Raw genomic sequence first — 25,059 nt, forward strand, 5'->3', positions numbered from 1 at the left:
ATTCAACTTGGTGAAGCTTCACTATAATGGTCGTTTGTCCCTTTATTTAGTCGATATAAATATCGCCCTGATTTGTATATAATTCAATTATATTTTGCCCATTACCTACTTTATTATGTTGAAAGTAAGGATTGTTGACATGTGATTTCCCTTTTAATGGATTTAATTTTAACAGTGTATCTTGAGGTTTCTGTGCATAGGAAATATTAATATTTCCTTCGTTCGTAGAAGCTTTCACATCTGTATTGGATTTCATATCAGCTAACATAATATTACTATCTTCAGTTAATAAGATCGTATCTTTTAATAAACTACGTGTCACTTCAATTTTATTTTGCGTTTTAAGATTGCCTTGTTTAATCTTACTATCAGATATAGCTACTGATGAAAAGTCAGACTGATACGTTAAATTTTTTATTGTAGAATTTTTCACTTTAAACCCTTCACTATTACCGTGTTCAGTATATACTTTAACATCACCCAAACGCAGTTGATCTAATTGAATAAATTGCGAATGTAATTCCATATCAAGATTAGCTGAGGCTTGTTTAGGAACTGTAATATATACTGTACTATGAATATTTTTAAATGGATTAAAGTTCAAACCGTAATGATCTTCATTGTTATTTTTTTCCGTTACATTAACTTTATCAGCATGACGTTTAATATTTACATCTTTCGATCCTTTATATGTAATGTTAAACTTCTCACCTTGCCGTACTTTAACTGCTGCATTCTTCGTCGCCACATTAATATCTTCAATCTCATCATCATGGTAATTTTGTGATACTTCATTCGTTTTATTATCTTGTTGTTCAAATGAAAACCAAAATAAACAAGCTAACACGAAGCAAACGACGAATATGGTTAGACCACAAATGAACAACTTCTTCATTCTACAGCACTTCCCTTAATCGTTTTAATATTCCATCTTAAATATTTTAAAATTGCACGATAAACTAACTCAGCAAGTTTTAAAATTAATACAAACAGTACAATTCCTAAACCACTGTAGGAAAATGCAAAAAGGTAATTACTAATTGCTAAACTGATATTATGGTTAATCACACCATGAACAATTAACAATAACGGTGAAATAAACAGCATAAAAGACACGAGCAATAGTACAAACATAATACATGCTATAAACACCATAGGAATTAAAATTAATAATAAAGAAAAGATACCCATACCTAATGAAGCAATAATTGCTCTAATTATAGTTTTAGCATTCGTTTTATATTCTGCATAACTAATCGCATTTTTAGCTTTAATTTCTTTTCCAATAACTTTAGGGGATTCAAGCTCTCCCATAATTTGATATTCATTTTTCCCATTTTTCTCTAAGTCAAAAAAGTAACTCTCATATTCAAACATGATTTTATCACGTTCTTGTCTTGGTAAACGTTCCAGTTCTTGTTCGAGCTCATTTAAAAATGTAATTTTGTCCAAAATTATCTCCGCCAATTATCATTAATTATGACTATCATCTTGCTATAGTTCTATTATTTACGGTTTTTAACTACAAACACATACTTTACTCTATACGTTTCACACTAAAAAGTTGACGAAATTCACTTTTTACACCTGTTTCAACCGTATTCATTTCATTATTTAAATATAGCATAGCTATTTTACAGTTGCATCTCTCACCTACAACTCCTATAAAAAATAATGTAAATTTAAGAGTTAATAATTTTCCCAATTATAAGTTAATTTGCTATAATTACATCAATAGATTGAAGGGGGAATACAAATGACAAGTCTAAAGACTTATTTTAACGACAGTCAGCTACTTAATGAATACATCGAAAATATGACTGTTAATAAAGATGGTGTGGAAACAATTTATAATTCTTTTTCTGTGCCAAATACAGAAAATGATAACATCGAAAAAATTAAAGCAGCTAATTATGATAAAGTACTTGTTATCACAGAGGATTGGTGTGGGGACGCTATGATGAACCTTCCAATCTTAAAACATATTAGTGAACTATTAAATTTAGAAGTTAGAGTCTTCCATCGTGATGACGATACTAATTTAATTGATCAATACTTAACAAATGGCACTGCCCGTTCTATTCCTATATTCGTCTTTTTAAATGATGAATATCAACAGGAAACTGTATGGGGACCACGTGCACGCCAAGTTCAAAAATTTGTAGATGAAGCTCGTGCCAATCTACCAGCGAAAGATGACCCAACATTTGAAGAAAAATCAAATGAAGTTCATGCGATTATCTCCAATCGTTATAAAACAGATTCACAAATGTGGAAAGCAGTGTTTGAATCTATCATTGAACAATTACGCCACAAATAATAATAAAAAGGTATATACACTTCGAGCGAAGTGCATATACCTTTTTTACTTTATATATCTTTTTTAGTTACATAGAATAAATTAACGATAAATAAAATTATGATTGAAGCTGCTGATATAAACCATTGCCAATTCGTAAAAGTAAAATCATCTGATGTAGTTTTGTTTGGTAAGTAGCTAAATGGTATATATTTTAATGAATCTTGAATATTATCACCAATTTTAGGAATCATTGGGATAAATGGTTCTGCAAATGGTACAAGGAATATTAAAATAATTCCTACAGTATAAATTAAAGCTGTCTTTGGAATAACTAATGCAAATAAATATAATAACAAACCGAAAAACAGATGGAATATAAGATAAAATACTAATAATTCCCAGCACTTTTCAGCAGTGACATTTTTACCATCTACTATATTTTGAACAATAATAACAAATGCCACTAAAAATCCTGACATAAGTAAAGCGATGATTATCATTGAACATACTTTCGCAATAAAGTATCCAACTCTATTTTTAGTTTTATTCATAAACAATTGTAACGTACCTTGAGAAATATCTCGCGTAATCGTTTTAATTACAAAAAGTAAACCTACAATTGAGAAGAACCAACTGCCGACTGCCAGTATAATATTGCCGTCTACTTTATCTAACTGCTGTACAAATAATACAGTCATTCCAGCCATTGCACCATATGTTAGAAGTAAAGCTAAATAAGTCAATGGGCTTCTAAAAATACTGTACACATCATATTTGATTAATTGAAAGCTATTCATTATTGGTCACCTCTCTGATTAATATTAAAGTAAGTATCACGTAATGAACTTTTTCGTGTTTCAATAAATTTCGGATATACTTCAATACTTGCCAAGCCTTTAAGTAAAGCTTGATAACTTTGTTGTGCCCGTATAACAACTTCTTTATTCGCACGTTGTGACTCAATAATTTCATAATGTTCTTTCAAATACGTATGTGCTTGTTCAAAGTCTTCATCCTCAAATATTATAACTGTTGAGTCTGTAGGTGCACCCTCGTCCATATTAACATCCTGAACAAAATTGCCATCTCGTAAAAATACCGCTCTATCGCAAATTAATTCAATGTCTTCCAACTTATGACTAGAAATGAGAATTTTCATATCAAGCTCTTTTACAAGTTGTTTAATAGTCGTTAACACATCAATAGAACCATCTGGATCCATGCCATTTGTAGGTTCATCCAAAATTAAATACTTAGGTTTGTTCATTAATGATACAGCAATAGCTAATTTTTGCTTCATACCCATTGAGTATTTTTTTACTTTCTTTTTAATATAAGGTTCCATGCCGAAAGTTTGGATAATATGATTAGCATATTTTTTGTCAAAACCTTTTCCTAAAACTTGGGCGAATAGTTTTAAATTATATAAGCCAGATTTATTATCGTATAATTTCGGATGTTCTATTAAATAACCAATATTTTCATTATTAGCTAATTCTACTTTTCCTTGAAAGTTAATAATATTACCATTCATAACCTTCATAAGTGTTGTTTTACCTACACCATTTTTCCCGATAAGTCCCACAATACGACTATCATTAAAATCAAAGTCAATATGATCAAGTACATTGTTACTACCATACTTCTTTGTAATATCTTGTAATTGCATAAATACCTCCTATTAATTTACGAAATACGATAAATCAACAAACTAAATTTAACATAGTAAAAAAACATTTAAATAATAAAATATAACGGTAACAACCTCATTTTTATATGTACAAAATATATAGTTATTATAGTTCTAAACACAACATATTATACACAACTCAATCGGAAATTCAATCAAGGCCAAAAAAATTGCTACTAAAAATAATATAATTTACTTTTAGTAGCATGCGATTGTTATTTCTTTTTGTTTTTCAATCGATCGTTTCTTCTATTAATAAATGCACATATCATAAACAAAATTGCTGCTAGCAATAGCTTTATTCCTGAGCCTTCGTTGCCAGTAGCTTGTAAATAATATCCTACGATAAATAAAATTATCGCAATCGTCACAAATATTTTTGTTAAATGCTTCAAATTTTTTCACCTCGAACACGTTTATTCTACCAAACATCTAGTAAAATTAACAATCTTATTATTAAAGTACTTAAATAATACTGTTAATGATTATATAAATATATTCTTAAATATATTGTTTGCAGTTCATTATAAGTAATGCTAAACTATAAGTGTATCCACAGAATATACTACACAAACCCCCAGTCTGGTACCAGCAGACATGGGGGTTTTTTTGTGTAAGGCCACTACTTATCTTTCCATTTGTTTTCTAACCAAACGCGAAAAATAACAAGTAAGCTACCTGACAATAAAGTTGTTACGGCATCTTGCCACCACATAATATACTACACCTCCCACAATCAGTTTGGCATGTAGGAATTGATGGCCTATCCATATTCTAACATAAATATAGAACGTATGTTCGCTATTTTATCTGTGAATTTTAAAAATTTAAAATATAATATAAAGAACACTTTATCTTTATTTCATTTCAAGATAATATAAGAATGTACAAAGAAATGAAAAGTAAAGAGAGGTTGAATTAAATATGAACCCTTTAGCCTTAGATTTGAATGAAAAATTATCTAACGCAAAACCAGAAGTTGCTGACATGCTTTCCGATTTAGGAAAACTAATGTACTATCCAAAAGGTATACTGTCACAATCTGCTGAAGCTAAAACAACACAATATAATGCTACTATTGGTATGGCTACATATAAAGACAGTAAAATGTACGCTGATACATTAAATGAAGTATTTAATCATCTTGAACCTGATGATATCTTCCCTTATGCACCACCTCAAGGAATCGAATCATTACGTCAATTATGGACTCAAAAAATCTTAAAAGACAATCCAGACCTAGCTGAAAAAGATATTTCACGTCCAATCGTGACAAATGCATTAACACATGGTTTATCATTAGTAGGAGACTTATTTGTAAACAGTCAAGATACTATTTTATTACCTGAACACAATTGGGGAAATTATAAATTAGTCTATTCTACGCGTCATAACGCAGAAATTCAAACATATTCAATCTTTGATGAAGACGGTCATTATACAACAGAAGCACTTGTTCGCACTTTAGAAAGCTATGACAAAGATAAAGTTATCTTAATCTTAAACTACCCTAATAACCCAACTGGCTACACTCCTACAAAAGAAGAAGTCGCTCAAATTGTTGAAGCAATTAAAGGATTAGCTGAACGTGGAACAAACGTTATAGCAGTAGTAGATGATGCATATTATGGTTTATTTTATGAAGATGTTTATACACAATCAATATTTACAGCATTAACAAACTTACACTTGAATAACTTATTACCTATCCGTTTAGATGGTGCTACAAAAGAATTTTTCGCTTGGGGCTTACGTGTAGGATTCCTCACATTTGGTATTAATGACGATGCAACTAAAAATGTGTTAGAAGCAAAGGTTAAAGGTCTTATTCGTAGTAATATTTCTAGTGGACCTCTGCCATCACAGAGTGCGATTAAATATGTTTTAGAAAACCACGAAACTTTTGATAAAGAAATTCAACATAACATGGAAACATTACAAGCACGTTATGAAGTTACTAAAGAAGTGGTTTATGCTGATAAATATACAAAATTCTGGCAACCATACGATTTCAATTCAGGTTACTTTATGGCCTTACAAGTCAAAGGTGTAGATCCTGAAGCATTAAGAATCCATTTAATTGATAATTACTCTATAGGTATTATTGCATTAAATGATACAGATATTCGTATTGCATTCAGTTGTGTAGAAAAAGATGATATTCCACACGTTTTTGATTCTATTGCGCAAGGTATTGATGATTTACAAGAATAAAAAAAGCATTTGGTGAATACGTTGTTCACCAAATGCTTTTTATTTATCTATGCGCCTTTAACACTCGTGTCATTTCTTCAATTTTACCTGCATGCAGTGGAATATGTACTGCATTTAAAGTTAACAATTCGTCTAGTGTATCACAGCCTGCAATAGTTTCTGTTAATTCTTGGGATAATTGTACGTCCGTTAACGTACGAGCGCGTTCTGGCAATGTTTTGATATGTGAAAAAATTTCATCTAAACTTGGAATTTCTTGGTCACCCCAATTTTCTGGGCTAGACCCATAACCAAATATACTTGAATAATAAGGAACGTCAACAACATTTTGTTCACAAAGTGATAAGGCTGATTCAAATACAGATAAAACATGACCATACTGCCAAAGTATTGTGTTTGGAAATACTTCAGCTTTATTATCAATGACTTCATCAACCCCCCACTTCTCGTAGCCTGAGAGTAAATAATTGACCCCTAAGTCAATGACATCGAATACTGTTTTATTTGTCATAGAATCCATCCTTTCTTTTATTTCTATCACAACACAAAACCATGATAAATTTGTGTCTGTGTCAATTCTACATTAATTCTCCTTTTTTTACTCTTATAAAGAATTATAATAAGCGAAAAGTTAACATTTTAAATTAATAATTATTAACAAATAACACGCTCCATATATTTAAATAATATGAAAAATAATCCCAAAGCAACGTTCAAATTAAATAAATATTGCGTATCAAAACTACATTTAAAAATCATGCTATAATCAAAAGAAAAAAGGAGCACTATATGATGAAAAAAGAAAAACAATGTCAAAGTTGCGGAATCCCTCTAGATAAAAATACGCCACAGGGTACTGAAGAAGATGGCAGTTTATCACTCAAATACTGTATACACTGTTATCAAAATGGTCAATGGACATTGGATTTAAGTTTTGATGAGATGTATGATTACAACTTGAAAAGATTTCAAGAGTCAGACATGAATAAATTTCAAAAAATGATTCTATCTAAAATGTATACAAAAAAATTCATGCGTAAGTTAGACCGTTGGAAATAACACATAATATTCTAATTTGACTCGCACCATGACTAACGACACAAAGGTCACAAAATAGTATAAAAAAGATGATTCTAACACTGATGAATCACAACAAACACCAAATGTAGAGCAACCTGTACAACAAGAATCTACCGACCAAGAAAAAATGGAATCTTATGCTAAGTTGGCAAAGAACATGGTTATACTGGCATACCTAATGATGATGCTATGAGTGATATTCCAATCGGTCAAATTGAATTACCATCAGATGAAGTAGTAAGAGAAGAAACTAAACTACAATATCATGATGTAATTGAAGCAGAAGAAACAACAGATGCAAGAATGAGGTTAAATAAATAAAATAACCCACCTAAGCAAGGTGGGCTTTTGTGTTTTCTTATATTTTTCAGTAGTACCAAGTTTAAATGATCAACATCACGTTTTACCTGTTCTCAATGTAGACATTACCGTTGGGCTTAATCTAATATCGTTTGTTTGTATTCACTTATATTATCTCAACCATTCGTACCATTTATATTTCTTATTACCTATTTCTTCATATTTACCGTTACCTATGTGTTTAATTCCTAAGTGTTTCAAATGTAAAATTCTAGCTATTCTAATGAATTCGGGTATTAAAACTATAAATGCAATTAATCCTATAATTATATAGATATTCATGTTTGCATTACCTCCCAAATTGTAATATTATAATAGTTGAAAAGGGTAGCCCGAATTAACAGGCTTTGAAAAGTGAATTACTTATCTTCTTTGTTGTTCCGCTTTCGGTCTAGGACGCCGAAATGCCACAATCTAAGTTGTTTTAAAATTCCTGGCGTTCGCATTATAGTTGCGATTGCTAGGAATTTTTCTATATCATCCACTAATAACACCCCCTTTTCAAGAGTGTTAGTAAGGTGTATCTCAACCTTACATATATAATTACACTACACAAAACGTAAGTAATCAACTACTTTATTTAATCTTTTTAATTATTTTTATCTCCACACTGCCTCAAATCCAACTTAGTTATTCTCTTGTTTTCATATAAATATAAATCTCGTGTATATCGCTCAACTTTATGAATAAATCCTAACATTATTAAACTACTGAAAATTACAAAACCATAAAAAAGACGCTTTCCAAAAGGCTAAGTAACCTTTTGGAAAACGTCTTGCATTAATTATTTTATTATTGCTATTGCCACGCCATTAGAATAACCATGTCATTTCTTTTATGTCTGCTGCATTTAAATTAAACATCTCTGGATAGCTCTTAATTTGTGCTTTATAATAATCCGTTTCTTGTTTATCATGTAACAAAATATCCATTCCTGAAGATGTTAACAATGAAGCATTGAAACGAATAACTAATATGTTTGAGTCTAAATACACAACTTGCCACTTACTCTTTATTAGTTTTAATACGCCTTTACAGTCCAAACAAATTGTGTACCTTTTAATTTATCATAGCCTTCAATTGATTTCATTTTATTATTTTTTCGAAATCGAACCTGATCTAACAATGTAAGGGGTTGGTTATTAACAATTGAGTACGTAATTGATGGTTCTGTTCTATCCCCTTTCAACCACAAATTGAATGTAGTCCCAATAATTTGCCAAGACCAAGTCAAATATTTTTGATAATTCATACAAAAACTCCTATTCCTTAAAACAAATTAAAGTTCCTAATTATTATGTATACACTACTATGAAATATTAGTGGTTGAAAATAGATATTTTCTTAAATGTGATATATCTATAATTTTTGATATATATACCATGAATAAAAAAATGGAAATAATACAAGAATAACAACCAACGAAATTGTTATAACCGAATTTATAACACTTAATAGGCCTAAAATAAACAAAAGTAAACCTACTATAATATAAATATATGCAGCTAATCTATGCGTCTTTTTCCACACAAATTCATTGTCTTTAGTCCATTTATTTATTATTCCTAAAGTATTATTTTTAGGGACTTTTGGCAAATAATTACCAATAACTATTAATAATAAACCTATCATTGTCGGGATAATAAAATTAACCGAGATACTAAAACCCAAAGCATTAAAAATAATAATCAGAAAGATGAAATACAAAAATGCCAGTACTAATGGATTTAATATATTATTTAAAGATTTCATATTCGAAAATTTATTCTGACTTTTGTCTGTAGCTAATTTAATATTAGTAATAATATAACAAAATAGCATTATAGCTATGCTGATAATAAAGGCAAATTATTTATTCGCGCTCCAATTGACATCCCCACTATCATTATATTGCATAGGTATTGCATCAGGTAAAAATGGTAACACAATTAACCATGTCATAATAGCGACACCAATGATCAATAAACTAAACCAAGTTTGTTGTAATAAATATTTCATAAATCTTCTCCTCACTTAATCATTTTTGAATTGTATTATCCATTTAATAACACCATCAAATACAGATAAATTCAAATGGTAAAAAATATACTTACCTTGTCTTTCTGTATAAACTAACTCATTGAATCTTAAAATTTTTAAATGTTGAGAAACGCTTGCTTGACTCATATTAAAATGGTTAGCAATATCACTTGCAGTCATTTTTTGGTCTTTCAACATTTCTAAAATTTCCCTTCTTGTTTCATCTGACAGAGCTTTAAATATATCTTTCATGAACCACACCTTTTCATTTAATCATTTAAGTAATTACTTAAATGTTATCTTTTATTTAATTGTTTGTCAACCAACATCATATTCAAGCATATTCTTAAGAGTTTTCAAAGGTAGTTGTAAAACTACAAAATGTTCTGTATAAAAATATCATTAGTATTATCAAATGAATATATATCTATAACGACCTTCTAATAATCACACCATAAAAAAGACGCTTTCCAAAAGGCTAAGTAACCTCTTGGAAAACGTCTTGCATTAATTATTTTATTATTGCTATGACCGATGAACAGTTGATTTACTATAAAATCAATGTTTAGTGGTCATTTTACATCATACCTGGCATGCCGCCCATACCTGGTTGTGGTTCATTATCTTCTTTTTCTGGTAGGTTAGCTACAACCGCTTCAGTTGTTAAGAACATTGCTGCAACACTTGCTGCGTGTTGTAATGATGAACGTGTTACTTTTGTAGGGTCTACAATACCAGCATCAAGCATATTTACCCATTCATTTGTAGCTGCATTAAAACCTACACCTACTTCTGCATTTTTAAGACGTTCAACGATAATTGAACCTTCTAAACCAGCATTTTCAGCAATTTGACGTACTGGAGATTCTAACGCTTTAAGTACAATATTAACACCAGTTGCTACGTCGCCTTCAGCTTCGATAGCATTTACTTTGTCGTAAATGTTCATTAATGCTGTACCACCACCAGCAACAATACCTTCTTCAACTGCTGCACGTGTTGAGTTTAATGCATCTTCAATACGTAATTTACGTTCTTTTAATTCTGTTTCACTTGCTGCACCTACTTTAATTACTGCAACGCCACCTGCTAATTTTGCTAAGCGTTCTTGTAATTTTTCTCTGTCAAAGTCAGAATCTGTTTCTTCTACTTGTGCTTTAATTTGACTAACGCGTGCATCAATACTATTTTGGTCGCCATCACCATCGACAACAGTAGTATTATCTTTTGTTACTTCTGCTTTGTTCGCAGTACCTAACATATCTAAAGATGCATCTTTTAATTCTAAGCCTAAATCATCTGTAATAACTTGTGCACCAGTTAAGATAGCTAAATCTTCTAACATTGCTTTACGACGATCACCAAAACCAGGTGCTTTCACAGCTACTGCTGTAAATGTTCCACGCATACGGTTTAAGACGATATTTGTTAATGCATCGCCTTCTACTTCATCCGCTACGATTAAAATTGGTCGATTAGATTGAACCACTTGCTCTAATAGCGGTAAAATATCTTGGAATGAAGAAATCTTTTTATCTGTAATTAAGATATAAGGTTTTTCTAGTTCTGCAACCATTTTGTCAGAATCAGTAACCATATATGGTGATTGATATCCTCTATCAAATTGCATACCTTCAACTACTTCTAATTCTGTATTGAAACCACTTGATTCTTCTATTGTAATTACACCATCATTACCAACTTTTTCCATCGCTTCAGAAATATATTTACCAATTTCTTCATCCGCTGCTGAAATAGAACCAACTTGTGCAATTTCATTTTTATTTTCAACTTTTTGTGAAATATCATGTAATGCTGTAATCGCAACATCTACAGCTTTGTCTATACCTTGTCGAATACCAACAGGGTTAGCACCACTCGTTACGTTTTTCAATCCTTCTTGAATCATTGCTTGTGCTAATACAGTTGCAGTAGTCGTACCATCACCAGCAATTTCATTTGTTTTATTTGCTACCTCTTGTACTAATTTTGCACCCATATTTTCATATGGATCTTCTAGTTCGATTTCTTTTGCAATCGTAACACCATCATTAGTAATTAAAGGTGATGTATATTCTTTATCTAAAACAACGTTACGTCCTTTTGGTCCGATTGTAACTTTAACAGCATTTGCTAATTTATCTACACCACGTAACATTGATTGACGCGCATCTTCTGAGAATCTTAAATCTTTTGCCATAATTAATTAACCTCCATGTTGTTTAATTATTTTACCGTTACTTTTATTATTGAATGACTGCTAAAATGTCATCTTCATTTAAAATTAAATATGTTTCTTCACCGTGTTTAATTTCAGTTCCAGCATATTGTTGGAAAACCACACTATCGCCTTCTTTGACCTCAGGAGTAACACGAGTACCATCATCTAACAGACGTCCTGCACCAACTGCAATTATTTTACCTTCATTTGATTTTTCTTTAGCACTATCCGTTAACACGATACCACTTTTAGTTGTTTGTTCTTGCTCTACTTTTTCAATAATTACTCGGTTACCTAATGGTTTTAACATGTATTGTTCCTCCTTAAAAATTCAAAAACTTTTAGCACTTATATATATAGAGTGCTAATACAATTTTAATAATAATCAAAGTTGGTCAATAATTCAAGCAAAAACTATCGGGGGTTTATTTTGTAGTAATCTCAGTTTTACGATAAAATAAAGTATATTATTATTTTTGGAGGTAGAAAATGTCACGTTTATGGGTGTCCATACTTACATTATTGATTTATGGACTTGCACAATTTGGTCCAGCGCTTATCTTATCAACTGGTATACTCGGTAACTTAAGCGGGGAAAATCTTAGAATTACTGGAATTGCTACTCAAGTGGTGCTATTTTTCATTGCTTTCATTATTATAGCAGTGTTACATCTTAAAATATCAAATCCCACAGAGTTAGAGCGTCAACCTAAAGAAAAAAAACGCTATATTATTTTATGGGCATTCGTCGGCTATTTTATTGTTATGATTTATCAAATCATTGCAAGTTTGATAAATATACATATTCTAGGTGCCCCTCAAAAGAGCCCTAATACAGAACGTATATTACAAATTGCCAATGCGTTTCCAATATTTATAGTTTTAATCGCTGTTATTGGCCCTATATTAGAAGAATATATATTCCGTAAAGTTATTTTCGGTGAACTGTACAATATCTTGAAAGGTAACAAGTTAGTTAAGTTTTTAATTGCTAGTATAGTCAGCTCGATATTGTTTAGTGTCGCACATGGCGATCCTTCTTTCTTCATTATTTATTTTGGTATGGGCATGATTTTTTCAGCTTTCTATGTATATACTAAACGGATTTGGGTTCCAATACTGATTCATGTATTTCAAAATGGATTTGTTGTTGTAGTACAAATTTTAATTGGTCCAGATAAAATTAAAGAACTTCAACAATCTACATCATTTATTATAAATTTCTTTATTTAAAATAAGCATCTTATCAATTACTAAGAGTAAAATAAAACCACCTCCAAGTAACTTCTCATTACAAATGAATTTATTTGGAGGTGGTTTTCTATGACTAAAGCATATTCAATTGAATACTATAATAAAGTTAAAATGTAAAAAATTAGAAGCCTAGAAAATAGTAAAAAACATTTCACTTACAATCTAGTTTTCACCACTTTACTTATATTGTTTAACCAGTGAAAACTATCTAGTGTGTTACAATTTAAATTATTAAAAAAGGTGGTCAACATTATGGAAAATGATTTAACCAATCCTATAATATCAGTATATGCATCTATGAAAATATTTCGATCACAAGCAGTACTAGGAACTTTGACTCTTTTAAGAGATAGAATTCAATTTCAAGCAACAGGAGTCATAGAAGGTTCTGAAATTAAGAATACATTTTTATTTAGCGACATTAAAAATATTAAATCAGGTATTTCTTTTAGTCCTTTTAGAATAGCTATTACTGAAAAAAGTGAGGAGAATTGGATTTTCGATCAAGTCCCTCGTCAAGATGCGAAGAAATTTGTTGACCTTTTTAATACCATAAAATGAAAAATGTTGTTCTAATACCTTGTCACGTACATTTAAACCAACCCACATCACACTTAAGTTAACTGCATAATAAGAACAATCTCTAAATTAACTTAGAACTAAATAAAAAATAGGCTACTTATACCCAGATGAATTCTAGGAATGAGTAGCCTATTTTTGATAACATGCATTTATTTTTTTCTTCTATGAATGAAATAGGTAGTAACAACACCGATAAATATCACTATTATACCAGCTATTAAAGTAAATAATACACGTTCAAATTTCAAGCCTTTATCTGCTTTCTCAGCTTCTTGGCGTGTTTGAGTCGTTTCTGTATCATCACTTTCTTCATATTCATATGCACCTTGAGTCTTTTTAGTTTTTGGCGCTTTTAAATCAGGCATTGAACCGATTTCTCCTGTAATTAATGACAATACTTGATTATCTAAATTTTTATAGTAATCATCAAATTTAATAGGATTAAAATACTGAAACTTAAAATAGTTTGTACTTTTTTGTAACTCTCTTAAATAAGAATTATCGGTAAATTTCTGTTTTGAAAAAATAGCATTTATATCACTATCCGAAACATTACTGTCATCATTATTCAATGCTTTAACTTGTTTTAAAACATAAGGATTATATTTAAATGAACCCGGAGCAAGTTGACGGAAGCGATTCATCACATTACTATCGGAATCTTCATTTGAATCTTTCTGTTGATTCGCCAAATCACCAAATGTTTGTGCTGAAGCTGGCTTAGCACCTGAACTAGTAGCATTTTTATTTTGCTCATAATTATAGGATAAACTATCATTTTGATAATTTGATGGATTACTATCTCTACCACTATTAGAATTTACATCAGTTGAATTATTTATGCTGTTGCTATTTTGTTTAACCTTATTAGAAGACTGAGATAAATCACCATAATTACTATCGTCGGAAGTTGCCACTCTATTATCATTTACGTTTGATGCATTGCCTGATGTTTGTGAAGATGGACCACCAGTTGGATAAGTTGTGTTTCCACCATTCACCCCATCGTTATGGGTCGAGTTTGATTGTCCACTTCCTCCAGTTTGCGGTGGTTCTGTTTGTCCGCCCCCACTTGTCGGTGTATCATTTGGATATCCATTTCCTGCTGTGCCTCCATCTTGCGGCGGTTCTGGCTCTACATTGTCATCGGGTTGCGTATTGTTTGACTGGTCTCCATCTGTATCACCTGTTTGTGGTGGCTCTGTTTGTCCACCCCCACTTGCCGGTGTATCATTTGGATATCCATTTCCTGCTGTGCCTCCATCTTGCGGTGGTTCTGGCTCTACATTGTCATCGGGTTGCGTATTGTTTGACTGGTCTCCATCTGTATCACCTGTTTGCGGTGGTTCTGTTTGTCCACCTCCACTTCCTGGTGCATCGTTTGGATACTCAGTTCCTGCTGTGCCTCCATCTTGCGGCGGTTCTGGCTCTACATTGTCATCGGGTTGCGTATTGTTTGACTGGTCTCCATCTGTATCACCTGTTTGCGGTGGTTCTGTTTGTCCACCTCCATTTCCTGGTGCATCGTTTGGATACTCAGTTCCTGTGGTACCTCCATCTTGTGGCGGCTGAGGCTCTACACTGTCATCGGGTTGTGTGCTTGGTTGTTCTCCCGTCGTATCACCTGTTTGTGGTGGCTCTGTTTGTCCTGTCCCATCTCCTGTTGTATCGCTTGGATACTCAGTTCCTGTTGTGCCTCCATCTTGTGGCGGCTGAGGCTCTACATTGTCATCGGGTTGTGTGCTTGGTTGTTCTCCCATCGTATCACCTGTTTGTGGTAGTTCTGTTTGTCCTGTCCCATCTCCTGTTGCATCACCCGGATATTCACTCCCTGTTGAGTCTCCAGTTTGTGATGGCTCTGTTTGGGTATTGTTATCTAGCTGTGAACTCGGTTCTTCATTGGATACATTTCCAGAAGTAACTGTTGTATTTTCACCTTCTGTTGACTTCCCATCTTGTGATGTTGTGTCATCTTGTAATGTCGATTCACTGTCATTCATATCAGTATTCTGTGTTGACTGCTCTACTGCATCATTATCAGTTGTATATTCAGTTGAAACTGGCAATTGATTCTCATCTATGTCAGACGATGATATTGGAGCTGTTCTTATATTAGGTACTTCTGAAGATCCTGTCTTACTATTGTCAGGTTGAGCTAAAGCCGTACCTTCACTATATGGTTGTGAACTATTATCATTTATTGCCTTATCCACTTGATTATTATCATTATTATTTAAAGTATTAGTATCTGATATAGCTTGCTTGTCAGTGTAATCAGTTGTGTAGCCTGTCTCGGCATTTATAGGTGATGCTACTATAAAAGGGACACTTAACGATACTACCGCACTAGAAAGTGTATATTTTAATATAGTTTTATTTTGCACTAAGGCCACCTCCTAAATTACTAAAAGTTATTATACTTAGTATATTAGAAAACTGTTTATTTTTCATTAAAATTAAGACAATGAAAAGGAATATTAATATCTTTGAAAATAAATGTAAATTATAGTTTACAAACAAAAGTATATTTATTATACTAGGTATATATTATAAATTAACTGAGAGGTGCATTAAGATCATGGGTATCTTTAAAAGTAAAAAAAGTGAATTAGAAACATTCCAACAAATATTAGAAAACAGACGTACAATTTATAGTTTAGAAAAGGAAATTTCAATTTCTGATGATAAATTAGAAGCGATTATCGAGCATGCAGTTAAACATGTTCCATCATCTTTCAATTCTCAATCTACACGTATTGTTTTATTACTAAATGACAATCACGATAAATTCTGGGATATCACGAAAGATGAATTGAAAAAAGCTATGGGTGAAGATCGTGATTTCCAACCAACATCTGATAAAATAGACAACTTCAAACATTCTTACGGTACTATTTTGTACTTTGAAGATGAAACTGTCGTTGAAGGTTTACAAAATCAAATGCCAAATTATGCTGAAAACTTTGCAATTTGGTCATCACAAACAAATGCAATGCATCAATTTGCAATTTGGACTGCTTTAAGTACTGAAGGTATTGGTGCTTCATTACAACACTATAACCCACTAGTTGACGCAGCTGTAACTGAAACATTCGACATTCCAAAAACATGGAAATTGATGGCACAAATGCCATTTGGTAATATTCGTGAAGAAGCTGGCGATAAAGCATTTAATTCAATTGAAGATAGATTTTTAATTAAAAAATAAAATTGAAATTTAACTAAAGTCAAGTACCTACATAACTTGACCTAACAAAAATGACAAGTTCTATTGCAAAAATAGTTCTTGTCATTTTTGTTTTTCTTAAATTTTGTCAGTTTTTAACGCACGATTTAAATTTAATGAACATGATTTACTAAGTCACAATCTTATTTAACTTGTATTTTACCTAGTCATAGTAAACTTTGAAATTTGTCGGAATATTTAGTACATTTAATAAAACTAGATTACTAGAGGTGAAACTATGAATATCCAAATTTTCCAATTACAAATAGAACCTGCCAATGTGTCAACCAACGAAAAAAAAATTCAACATTGGTTTGAACAAAACCTAAATAGTGAAACAGATGTCGTAGTCTTACCTGAGATGTGGAATCAAGGCTATGCATTATCACAGCTAGATATTCTTGCAGATAATGATTTACAGCGCAGCTATAACTTTATTGCTCAACTTGCAAAAATGTATCAAGTAGATATTGTCGCTGGTTCTGTAGCTAATAAAAAAGATGGCAAAATCTTTAATACAGCTTTTACTGTGTTAAAAGACCAAACCTTAATCAACAGTTACGACAAAACACACTTAGTTCCGATGTTAGATGAACCTACTTATCTAACTGCAGGTTCAACAGTGCCTGAAAATTTCCAATTATCATCAGGTGTTGCTGTTACACAAATAATTTGCTATGACTTAAGATTTCCAGAACTATTACGTTATCCTGCACGTACAGGAGCTAAAATTGCATTTTATGTAGCACAATGGCCAGCAGTACGCTTAGATCATTGGCGTGCCCTACTCCAAGCACGTGCCATTGAAAATGATATTTTTATTGTTGCTTGTAATTCTTGTGGAGACGATGGAAACACTGAATACGCAGGACATTCTATGGTTATAAGTCCTAATGGAGAAATTATTGCAGAGGCGAGTAATTTAGAAAAACGAGTAAGTGTTACATTAAATATTTCTGAAGTTAACCAGCAACGTCAAAATATCCCAGTCTTTGATAATCTTAGACTAGATTTATATAAATAAAATAAAACCGTGAGCTTGGGAGGGACTCACGGTTTTGTAACTTATTATTAAGGGAATGTTTTTACAGTTATTTCTCTATCTATTTTTGGGGATGTTATTAATTATGAAAAAATTTAGTGAATTTACCGATTATTAAAATGATAAATTGAATGATGTTTACGATAGCTTACATGTTAATACTTAAATTACCTCTGTTATAGGTAATTTATTAATGACACTAGTATAGATTGAATCAAACTCAAATTATGAATACAGTTCTTATAGGGAAAGCTTAATAATTAAGCGAATTTCAAACTGTCTTCAAAATTAGTTCACTAAACCACCAAGAGTGTTAGTGATGTCTTTTGTCACAACAACAACCTCCTTTGTTTATATTACAAAGAAATGATTACTCTCTAATATAAGTATTGTTATAACTATACGAAGAAACAATTACGTATTTAGATTTCAACATTTATTAATCTTCTGCTCATTAAGAATAATAAATGACTAAGACACTAGTAGTCTTGCTATTGAGTACTCAAATCACTTCTTTGTGATACAAATACATTTAACCATGTTTTTTTGAAAAAATGTTTAATAATGCCCAAGTCGTTCATTTTAGTGCTTAACTGTAGTGCAAATATGTTAAAATTAAATATATAGTAAACAGCAAACAGTTAAGGACTCAAATTATACAGATAGGCAATAAGACGCCTAAAATTTAATTTAAATTGTATAATGTCAGTAAGGAGCGAAACACATGTTAAATGCAATAGAAAAACGTATTGACCATTTAGCTAAATATTTACAGCAACGCAACAATTTAGATCACATTTCTTACTTGAAAATACGTTTAGGTATGCAAGTTTTTGTGGGCAATATTTTTAAGACTGTTGTAGCTTATGGTGTTTCAATCCTGTGCCACTTATTTTTTTACACACTGACTGTTCATCTAACTTACGTAATTATTCGAACATTTGCGCATGGTGCACATGCAAAATCGTCACTACTGTGTCATGTTCAAAACTTATTATTATTTGTTTTTTTACCTTGGATTATTGTTTATACTAAAGTTGATATTGGGCTTATGTATATACTAGCAATATTAGGTTTTATAATATTAAGTATATATGCCCCTTCTGCAACTAAAAAACAACCTATTCCAAAAAGATTACACAAGAAGAAAAAAGTGAAAACTATAGTTGTAACTTTGTTATTAATTATAGGCTCATTATTGTTCAATGCACCTTATCAACAATTGATTTTGTTAGGCATTATTATTATCGCTGTAACACAATTACCTATATTTTTCCCTAAGGAGGATGTTTCTACATGAACTTATTAAATTCATTTTTCAGTTTTTTCGCCAAGTTTTTCGAGTTAATCGGTACAGTCGCAGGTATCAACCCATGTAGTGGTTGGTTTGATGAACCTGAAGTACCAGAAGAATTAACAAAATTATACGAATAATATTTAGATTAGAGAGTGTGTAAAAAAATGGAATTATATAACTCAGTGATTATACCTATTTTTCAAGTGATTATATTATTTTGTGTAATAAAAATTATAAGTGATTTAAAATACAACAAATGGGATTATATTTCAATTTTTGGGATTATAATCCCTGTTTCTTCTTTATTTTATATATTTATTGGTTCTGAAACGATTCCCATTTTATTAGTTTCAACACTTATCTTGATATACATAAGAAGTAAATTTCTTGGTTTAGTTGTTGCAATTCTTAGTTTCTTATTAATGTACATTTCTAATTTCTTTACGCTTTGGATTTCTGCAATGGTAGAGAGAGTTATACATAATGAATATATTTTGTTTATTAGTTACTCATTATTTTTCACTTTAATTTCTCTGTTACTAGCATTTTTAACTAGATTTTTTGTAAAAAAATTAACTAGTTCTATCCTTTCATTGAATAAAGCGTATTTAACATTAATCGGTATCATTTTATTAAGCACATTTATTACCCTATACATGTACATGCCGAAAAACATAATTTCTTATGGTGACTTTAAATATTTAGCTGTCATCTATGTGATTTTTATTATTACGATAGCGATATTAATAGTCACAGTTTCTTTCAGCATTATACGAGAAATTCAATATAAACGTAATATGAAAGAAATAGAAAACTATTATAAATACACGCTACAAATTGAAAAAATTAATAATGAAATGCGTAAGTTCCGACATGATTATGTTAATATCTTAACTACCATGTCAGATTATATTAGGGAAAACGACATGGCAGGTTTACGCAGTTATTTTAATGATGAAATATTACCAATGCAAGATAGCATGCAAATGAACACTGTTAAGATTAATGGGACTGAAAACTTACGCGTAAGAGAAATCAAAGGCTTATTAACTACAAAGATTTTACAAGCGCAAGAAAAAAATATTAGTATCAGTATTGAAGTACCCGAGCCTATCGAAAAAATAAATATGCCTATTATAGATTTAAGTAGAGTCATAGGTATCATATTAGATAATGCAATTGAAGCATCTGAAAGTATTACGGAGGATGCATTAATACGAGTTGCTTTTATTAAAAACTCTGATATCTCAGTTACTTTTATCGTTATGAATAAGTGTGAGGATGATATCCCACGTGTACATACATTATTTCAAGAAAACTTTTCGACAAAGCGCGGTAATCGTGGTTTGGGCTTATTTACGTTAAAAGAAATCACAGACTCAAATGCTAATGTTCTATTAGACACTACAATTGAAAATGGCTACTTCGTTCAAAAAGTAGAAATACTAAATTCTCAGTCATAAGGATGTGATAACTTGAAAATTTTCATATGCGAAGATGATGTGAGGCAGCGAGACAGTATGGTGTCTATTATTGATAACTATATTATGATTGAAGAAAAACCAATGGAAATTGCATTGGCCACTGGAGATCCTTACGCAATTTTAGAGGAAGCCAAAAATCAGCAAGGCGTTGGCTGTTACTTTTTAGATATACAGCTTGATGCAGATATCAATGGCATTAAATTAGCAAGTGAGATTCGAAAACATGACCCAGTGGGCAACATCATTTTTGTTACAAGCCATAGTGAACTTACATATTTAACATTTGTTTATAAAATAGCTGCAATGGATTTTATCTTTAAAGATGATCCTGAGGAATTAAAATCTCGCATTATCGATTGTATAGAAACGTCTGAAACACGCTTAAATCTTTTATCGAAAGACAGTAGCGTTGAAACTATAGAACTTAAACGCGGTAGTAATTCAGTATATGTACGTTACGATGATATTATGTTTTTTGAATCTTCATCAAAATCACACCGTTTAATTGCGCATTTAGACAATCGACAAATTGAATTTTATGGTAACTTAAAAGAACTCAGTCAATTAGATGAGCGCTTTTTCAGGTGTCACAATAGCTTTGTGGTTAATCGACATAATATTGAATCCATTGATTCTAAAGAACGGATCGTTTATTTCAATAATCAAGAATATTGCTATGCATCAGTTCGAAATATAAAAAAAATATAAAAAATGCTGGAACATCAATGAAGTTCCAGCATTTTTTATATTAAAGTTGATTAGATTGCCAATAACAACTATTGAAGTCCTTTTTCCACTTCTGTTAAAGTTGGAATACTCTCAATAGCACCATATTTAGTAGTTACTTGTGCTGCTACAAAATTACTGAATTTCAAAATACTCGCTCCATGTTGTTGTAAAGCATCTGCTAGATTTTTAGCATCATATGTTAATAACTTACTAATTGCTGCACCAATAAATGCATCTCCTGCACCTGTTGTATCAATTGGTGTGACTTCAAATCCTTCATGACTTTGTACTGAACCATCTTTTAAATGTATTTCAGAACCAGCTGCACCTTTAGTATAGATAACCGCTTCTACATTACCTTGAAATAGCCACTTAAGTGCAGCTTGTTCATCAGTATATCCCGTAATAAAAGTTAACTCTTCATCTGAAATTTTTACAATGTGTGCACGTGGTATAAATTGACGAATAGCTTGTTGACATTCTTCTGCACTATCCCACAATGGCAAGCGAACATTAGGGTCAAAAACTATTGTCCCCCCTGCTTGATGAAATTGGTTAATCAATGTTTCATGTGCGATTTTCATATCACTTTGTACTAAATCAACAGAGCAAAAATGTAATATATCTTCCTCAGTTACTGTAAGATCTGTTAAATATTCAGATTTGTATAACATATCTGCAGAAGGTTTACGATAAAAAGAAAATTCTCTTTCTCCGTCTTGAGTTAAGCTCACAAATGCTAATGCTGTATTCGCTTCATCTGTACGTCGTATAAATGATGTGCCTACACCTATATCATCTAATGTTTCAACAATAATATCACCAAAAGCATCATCGCCTAATTGTGTTACCATTTCAGCATGTCCGCCCAACTTCTGTACTGTACTTGCAACATTACAAGGTGCACCTCCCACTTGACGTGAAAAGGTTTCAACATCTTTTAATTTTGTATCTGTTGTGCCCGGTATAAAGTCGATTAACGCTTCTCCAATAGCATATAATTTTCTCATTGTTCCCCTACTTTCAAATCATATTTTGTAAGTTGCAGATAAACTTGACCCGATTCTGTTGATACCTTAATACCATCTGCTTGTTCTGTTGGAAATATACGTGATGTTAATACTCGTTCACCATCATTACAAAAAATTTCAATACTAGAAGTATCTACAAAAATTTGTAGTTGACGCAAAGGCGTATCTAACGTAGTACTGCGCGTAGTACCCATAACTGGCTCTGGTAATAAACCACTGTCAGTACGATCTAAAGTAAGTTTGTGCGTTTTCGTATTATAACTGATTAAAGTACTACAATTTTTGTTTTTGCGTAATTCAAAATATATTTCTGTTGCTTCATTTTCTAAAATATCAATTATTAACTCGTATTGAGTCCCATCATATGGTTGCAATTGTCTTGTGAATTTGTTGGCATAACCTAATGCCGTTTCTTTATTAAATCTTAATTGCTGTAAAGCTTTAATTGGTCGTTGCTTAAGTTCACCTTGTTCAATTGTCAATTCACGAGGTAGTGTAAAACAATGTGCCCAACCGTCTTCATCAGTTGGATAATTGATCTCTGGTAAGCCCATCCAACCTATTAAAATACGTTGACCGTGTTCATCTATAAATGTTTGTGGTGCATAAAAATCAAATCCGTGATCTAATTCAATAAAATCACCATGATTCATCGTCATAGTAGTCAAATCTAATTGACCCATTATATAGCCTGATTGATAGATGTTGTTAAATTTTTCTCCTTGTGCTTCAATACCTTGTGGGCAAAAAAGTAACATGTCAAAACCGTCTAAATTAAAATAGTCGGGACATTCCCACATATAACCAAACTCAGTTAATTGTGTAGTTAAGTCACCTAAAAGTTCCCAATTGACGATATTATTAGATTTATAGATTAATGCTCTACCATTTAATACTTCATTTTGTGCACCTATAATCGCATAATAACTTTCATTGTGTTTAAAGACTTTAGGATCTCTGAAGTGTTGAGTATAACCCTGTGGTGGCTGACTTATAACTGGTTTTGGAAATTTTGTTATAGTCCCATCTTCATTCATTTTGGCAATCATTTGGCTTGAATGACGATTCCACTCATCATCACGATGGTTTCCGGTATACATGTAATAAAGTTGTTGGTTGTATTCAAAGGCACTACCACTATACACACCATGGCTATCCGCGATAGTATCTGGTTTTAATATCGGACCTTGAGGTTCAAAATGTACTAAATCTTTACTTGTAAAGTTGAACCAATATTTTAATCCATGTACAGCACCTAATGGAAACCATTGATGAGATAAGTAGTACATCCCATTAAAGTAAATTAAACCATTGGGATCATTCAATAAACCTGTTTGGGGTTGAATATGGAATATTTGTCTATATTTAGAAGCACTGACTTGCTCTTGTAATTGATGTAATTCTTCATGTGAAACATCTTCATATCGCTGATAACGGTCTTCTCGACTCCACTCACTCATTGTTAATATTCCTCCTCATCTTAATACATATTCATTTTAGCATGTTTTTCACATTTTGTGGTACCGGTTCCATTTAATAACTTTATTTAAAACTAAGTTCTACATCTATAAGAATTTTTTCTTCAACTGATTGATGTTTTATGAGTTTATCTAATTGAGACATCGCTACTTCACCAGCGGCTTCAAAATGATAAATTACAGTATTAATCACCGGTGATACTAATTGGGTCATTGGATCGCCCCCAAAACCAACTATCATACGCTGATCAAATGATAATTGATGTTCAGTGCAAAATTTATGAACTGCAAGGCCAATAGCATCTGTGGCGCCAATAATAACATTGTAAGAATGATCTTTATGTAATTCAGATTGCACGTCAATCATGGCTTCCTTAAAATTAAATGATGTCGTTGTAACATCAGGCGTTACATGGTATTGCTTCAAACCATCAATTAATCCATTTTTTCTTTTTATTCCCACAGCAGTATCGTGTTCAGTAACACTAAAATACTTAATGTGACGATAACCTCGTTGACCAATTAAATCACCAACAAGATATCCTGCATGGTAATCATCGTGTACAATGCAATGGAATGATTCAAAATGTTGGCCTACAATAACGACAGGGACATTAATTTTATTAATGACCTCTAAATGTTTATCGGTTAAATCAGTAGCCATAAAGATAATGCCATCAACCTTACTGCGATAAAATGTTTCTAATGCATCGATTTCTAATGCTGGATCTAAATTAGTATAATTAAGTAATAATCTATAATTCAAACTATCACATAAATTTTTCACACCTTTAATGGTCTCATCTACTGCATATGAATTCATTCTCGGTATAATAGCACCTATCATGTTTGTTTTATGTGCTCTTAAACTTTGAGCAAATTGATTGGGTTGATAGTCATATTGACGAATAATAGCATCTAATTTCACTTTAGTTTTTGTACTCACAGAACCATTGTTTAAATATCTAGATACTGTACTTTTAGATACACCTGCAATTTTTGCAATATCTGCTATGTTCTTCATATTTACTCACTTTCATTTATGTACTG

At 31.6% G+C, this 25,059-nt stretch carries 31 protein-coding genes; 12 read left to right on the top strand and 19 right to left on the bottom strand.

Translation table 11 applies throughout. From position 1 onward, the window contains the following. Positions 1–46: 46 nt before the first annotated feature. Positions 47–895: a DUF4097 family beta strand repeat-containing protein gene (locus JVU85_RS12390; protein ID WP_002509139.1), complete on the bottom strand. Its 849-nt coding sequence runs from the start codon at positions 893–895 to the stop codon at positions 47–49. Further along, positions 892–1,452 carry an HAAS signaling domain-containing protein gene (locus JVU85_RS12395; RefSeq protein WP_002509138.1) on the bottom strand — a complete coding sequence of 187 codons (561 nt, stop codon included), beginning with the start codon at positions 1,450–1,452 and terminating at the stop codon, positions 892–894. Before JVU85_RS12395 ends, JVU85_RS12390 begins: the two co-directional genes overlap by 4 nt. 304 nt (positions 1,453–1,756) lie before the next feature. Between JVU85_RS12395 and JVU85_RS12400 the strand changes: the two genes are divergently transcribed. Continuing rightward, positions 1,757–2,320: a thioredoxin family protein gene (locus JVU85_RS12400; RefSeq protein ID WP_002509137.1), complete on the top strand. Its 564-nt coding sequence runs from the start codon at positions 1,757–1,759 to the stop codon at positions 2,318–2,320. A gap of 50 nt (positions 2,321–2,370) precedes the next feature. Here the strand turns inward: JVU85_RS12400 and pmtD are convergent, their stop codons facing one another. The 4 genes from pmtD to JVU85_RS13975 form a co-directional block, all read right to left on the bottom strand. Then, positions 2,371–3,099, bottom strand: a complete 729-nt coding sequence (pmtD, locus tag JVU85_RS12405) for a phenol-soluble modulin export ABC transporter permease subunit PmtD (RefSeq protein ID WP_002509136.1) — start codon at positions 3,097–3,099, stop codon at positions 2,371–2,373. Further along, the gene (pmtC, locus tag JVU85_RS12410) at positions 3,099–3,971 is read right to left on the bottom strand and encodes a phenol-soluble modulin export ABC transporter ATP-binding protein PmtC (protein WP_021459229.1); all 873 of its coding nucleotides are present in this window, start codon (positions 3,969–3,971) and stop codon (positions 3,099–3,101) included. Before pmtC ends, pmtD begins: the two co-directional genes overlap by 1 nt. A 236-nt stretch (positions 3,972–4,207) precedes the next feature. Beyond that, positions 4,208–4,387: an SE1626 family protein gene (locus JVU85_RS12415; protein ID WP_002509134.1), complete on the bottom strand. Its 180-nt coding sequence runs from the start codon at positions 4,385–4,387 to the stop codon at positions 4,208–4,210. 227 nt (positions 4,388–4,614) lie between these two features. Beyond that, entirely contained in the window at positions 4,615–4,707 is a 93-nt protein-coding gene (locus JVU85_RS13975; RefSeq protein WP_002509133.1) for a Trp-rich small protein, read from the bottom strand. A 209-nt stretch (positions 4,708–4,916) separates the two neighbouring features. Here JVU85_RS13975 and JVU85_RS12420 point away from each other — a divergent pair, with 209 nt between their 5' ends. Continuing rightward, positions 4,917–6,206, top strand: a complete 1,290-nt coding sequence (locus JVU85_RS12420) for an aminotransferase class I/II-fold pyridoxal phosphate-dependent enzyme (RefSeq protein WP_002509132.1) — start codon at positions 4,917–4,919, stop codon at positions 6,204–6,206. Between the two features lie 43 nt (positions 6,207–6,249). On the opposite strand, the gene JVU85_RS12425 is transcribed toward JVU85_RS12420, so the two are convergent. Continuing rightward, positions 6,250–6,717: a bacillithiol transferase BstA gene (locus JVU85_RS12425; protein WP_002509131.1), complete on the bottom strand. Its 468-nt coding sequence runs from the start codon at positions 6,715–6,717 to the stop codon at positions 6,250–6,252. A gap of 281 nt (positions 6,718–6,998) precedes the next feature. Between JVU85_RS12425 and JVU85_RS12430 the strand changes: the two genes are divergently transcribed. Together JVU85_RS12430 and JVU85_RS14060 are read left to right on the top strand one after the other, a co-directional pair. Further along, positions 6,999–7,265 carry a zinc ribbon domain-containing protein gene (locus JVU85_RS12430; RefSeq protein ID WP_002509130.1) on the top strand — a complete coding sequence of 89 codons (267 nt, stop codon included), beginning with the start codon at positions 6,999–7,001 and terminating at the stop codon, positions 7,263–7,265. Positions 7,266–7,475: 210 nt separating this feature from the next. After that, the gene (locus JVU85_RS14060) at positions 7,476–7,607 is read left to right on the top strand and encodes a hypothetical protein (RefSeq protein ID WP_021459232.1); all 132 of its coding nucleotides are present in this window, start codon (positions 7,476–7,478) and stop codon (positions 7,605–7,607) included. Positions 7,608–7,757: 150 nt separating this feature from the next. Here the strand turns inward: JVU85_RS14060 and JVU85_RS12435 are convergent, their stop codons facing one another. The 8 genes from JVU85_RS12435 to groES all read right to left on the bottom strand — a co-directional run bounded on the left by JVU85_RS12435 (position 7,758) and on the right by groES (position 12,196). After that, on the bottom strand, positions 7,758–7,928 hold the full coding sequence (locus JVU85_RS12435) for a hypothetical protein (protein WP_021459233.1): 171 nt from the start codon (positions 7,926–7,928) through the stop codon (positions 7,758–7,760). A 530-nt stretch (positions 7,929–8,458) separates the two neighbouring features. Next, positions 8,459–8,641, bottom strand: a complete 183-nt coding sequence (locus tag JVU85_RS12440; RefSeq protein ID WP_002509129.1) for a hypothetical protein — start codon at positions 8,639–8,641, stop codon at positions 8,459–8,461. 26 nt (positions 8,642–8,667) lie between these two features. Beyond that, complete coding sequence (locus JVU85_RS12445) at positions 8,668–8,898, bottom strand: hypothetical protein (protein ID WP_021459235.1); 231 nt, start codon at positions 8,896–8,898, stop codon at positions 8,668–8,670. A 107-nt stretch (positions 8,899–9,005) separates the two neighbouring features. Continuing rightward, on the bottom strand, positions 9,006–9,467 hold the full coding sequence (locus JVU85_RS14125; RefSeq protein ID WP_021459236.1) for an SdpI family protein: 462 nt from the start codon (positions 9,465–9,467) through the stop codon (positions 9,006–9,008). A gap of 27 nt (positions 9,468–9,494) precedes the next feature. Beyond that, positions 9,495–9,644: a DUF1648 domain-containing protein gene (locus JVU85_RS13985; protein WP_021459237.1), complete on the bottom strand. Its 150-nt coding sequence runs from the start codon at positions 9,642–9,644 to the stop codon at positions 9,495–9,497. Positions 9,645–9,659: 15 nt separating this feature from the next. Beyond that, complete coding sequence (locus tag JVU85_RS12455) at positions 9,660–9,917, bottom strand: autorepressor SdpR family transcription factor (RefSeq protein ID WP_002509126.1); 258 nt, start codon at positions 9,915–9,917, stop codon at positions 9,660–9,662. Positions 9,918–10,242: 325 nt separating this feature from the next. Next, positions 10,243–11,865 carry a chaperonin GroEL gene (groL, locus tag JVU85_RS12460; protein ID WP_021459238.1) on the bottom strand — a complete coding sequence of 541 codons (1,623 nt, stop codon included), beginning with the start codon at positions 11,863–11,865 and terminating at the stop codon, positions 10,243–10,245. 46 nt (positions 11,866–11,911) lie between these two features. Then, positions 11,912–12,196 carry a co-chaperone GroES gene (gene groES / locus JVU85_RS12465; RefSeq protein WP_021459239.1) on the bottom strand — a complete coding sequence of 95 codons (285 nt, stop codon included), beginning with the start codon at positions 12,194–12,196 and terminating at the stop codon, positions 11,912–11,914. A 179-nt stretch (positions 12,197–12,375) separates the two neighbouring features. On the opposite strand from groES, the gene mroQ reads away from it, so the two are divergent. Together mroQ and JVU85_RS12475 are read left to right on the top strand one after the other, a co-directional pair. Then, positions 12,376–13,119: an intramembrane glutamic endopeptidase MroQ gene (gene mroQ / locus JVU85_RS12470; protein WP_002509123.1), complete on the top strand. Its 744-nt coding sequence runs from the start codon at positions 12,376–12,378 to the stop codon at positions 13,117–13,119. 273 nt (positions 13,120–13,392) lie between these two features. Next, positions 13,393–13,701, top strand: a complete 309-nt coding sequence (locus JVU85_RS12475; RefSeq protein ID WP_204172640.1) for a hypothetical protein — start codon at positions 13,393–13,395, stop codon at positions 13,699–13,701. A 170-nt stretch (positions 13,702–13,871) separates the two neighbouring features. On the opposite strand, the gene JVU85_RS14130 is transcribed toward JVU85_RS12475, so the two are convergent. Beyond that, complete coding sequence (locus JVU85_RS14130; RefSeq protein ID WP_204172641.1) at positions 13,872–16,106, bottom strand: SdrH family protein; 2,235 nt, start codon at positions 16,104–16,106, stop codon at positions 13,872–13,874. A gap of 194 nt (positions 16,107–16,300) precedes the next feature. Here JVU85_RS14130 and JVU85_RS12485 point away from each other — a divergent pair, with 194 nt between their 5' ends. The 6 genes from JVU85_RS12485 (at position 16,301) to agrA (ending at position 21,479) form a co-directional block, all read left to right on the top strand. Beyond that, a complete protein-coding gene (locus JVU85_RS12485; RefSeq protein WP_021459259.1) occupies positions 16,301–16,930 on the top strand; it encodes a nitroreductase family protein in 630 nt (209 codons plus the stop codon). Positions 16,931–17,186: 256 nt separating this feature from the next. After that, positions 17,187–17,972 (top strand): carbon-nitrogen family hydrolase, encoded by a 786-nt coding sequence (locus tag JVU85_RS12490; RefSeq protein ID WP_002509119.1) that lies wholly within the window; start codon positions 17,187–17,189, stop codon positions 17,970–17,972. Between the two features lie 742 nt (positions 17,973–18,714). Beyond that, positions 18,715–19,290, top strand: a complete 576-nt coding sequence (locus JVU85_RS12495; RefSeq protein ID WP_002509118.1) for an accessory gene regulator AgrB — start codon at positions 18,715–18,717, stop codon at positions 19,288–19,290. Beyond that, entirely contained in the window at positions 19,287–19,424 is a 138-nt protein-coding gene (agrD, locus tag JVU85_RS12500) for a cyclic lactone autoinducer peptide AgrD (RefSeq protein WP_002509117.1), read from the top strand. The genes JVU85_RS12495 and agrD overlap by 4 nt, the downstream gene beginning before the upstream one ends. Before the next feature lie 27 nt (positions 19,425–19,451). Beyond that, the gene (agrC, locus tag JVU85_RS12505; RefSeq protein ID WP_204172642.1) at positions 19,452–20,750 is read left to right on the top strand and encodes a quorum-sensing sensor histidine kinase AgrC; all 1,299 of its coding nucleotides are present in this window, start codon (positions 19,452–19,454) and stop codon (positions 20,748–20,750) included. Positions 20,751–20,762: 12 nt separating this feature from the next. Beyond that, positions 20,763–21,479 (top strand): quorum-sensing response regulator AgrA, encoded by a 717-nt coding sequence (gene agrA / locus JVU85_RS12510; protein WP_204172643.1) that lies wholly within the window; start codon positions 20,763–20,765, stop codon positions 21,477–21,479. A gap of 68 nt (positions 21,480–21,547) precedes the next feature. Here the strand turns inward: agrA and JVU85_RS12515 are convergent, their stop codons facing one another. From JVU85_RS12515 to JVU85_RS12525, 3 genes are all read right to left on the bottom strand, one after another. Beyond that, the gene (locus tag JVU85_RS12515; protein ID WP_021459257.1) at positions 21,548–22,510 is read right to left on the bottom strand and encodes a carbohydrate kinase family protein; all 963 of its coding nucleotides are present in this window, start codon (positions 22,508–22,510) and stop codon (positions 21,548–21,550) included. Continuing rightward, positions 22,507–23,991, bottom strand: a complete 1,485-nt coding sequence (locus JVU85_RS12520) for a sucrose-6-phosphate hydrolase (RefSeq protein WP_204172644.1) — start codon at positions 23,989–23,991, stop codon at positions 22,507–22,509. Before JVU85_RS12520 ends, JVU85_RS12515 begins: the two co-directional genes overlap by 4 nt. 82 nt (positions 23,992–24,073) lie before the next feature. Beyond that, a complete protein-coding gene (locus JVU85_RS12525; RefSeq protein ID WP_204172645.1) occupies positions 24,074–25,033 on the bottom strand; it encodes a LacI family DNA-binding transcriptional regulator in 960 nt (319 codons plus the stop codon). Positions 25,034–25,059: the final 26 nt, after the last annotated feature.

This window comes from Staphylococcus sp. GDY8P72P, assembly GCF_016890655.1.
Taxonomy (GTDB): domain Bacteria; phylum Bacillota; class Bacilli; order Staphylococcales; family Staphylococcaceae; genus Staphylococcus; species Staphylococcus arlettae.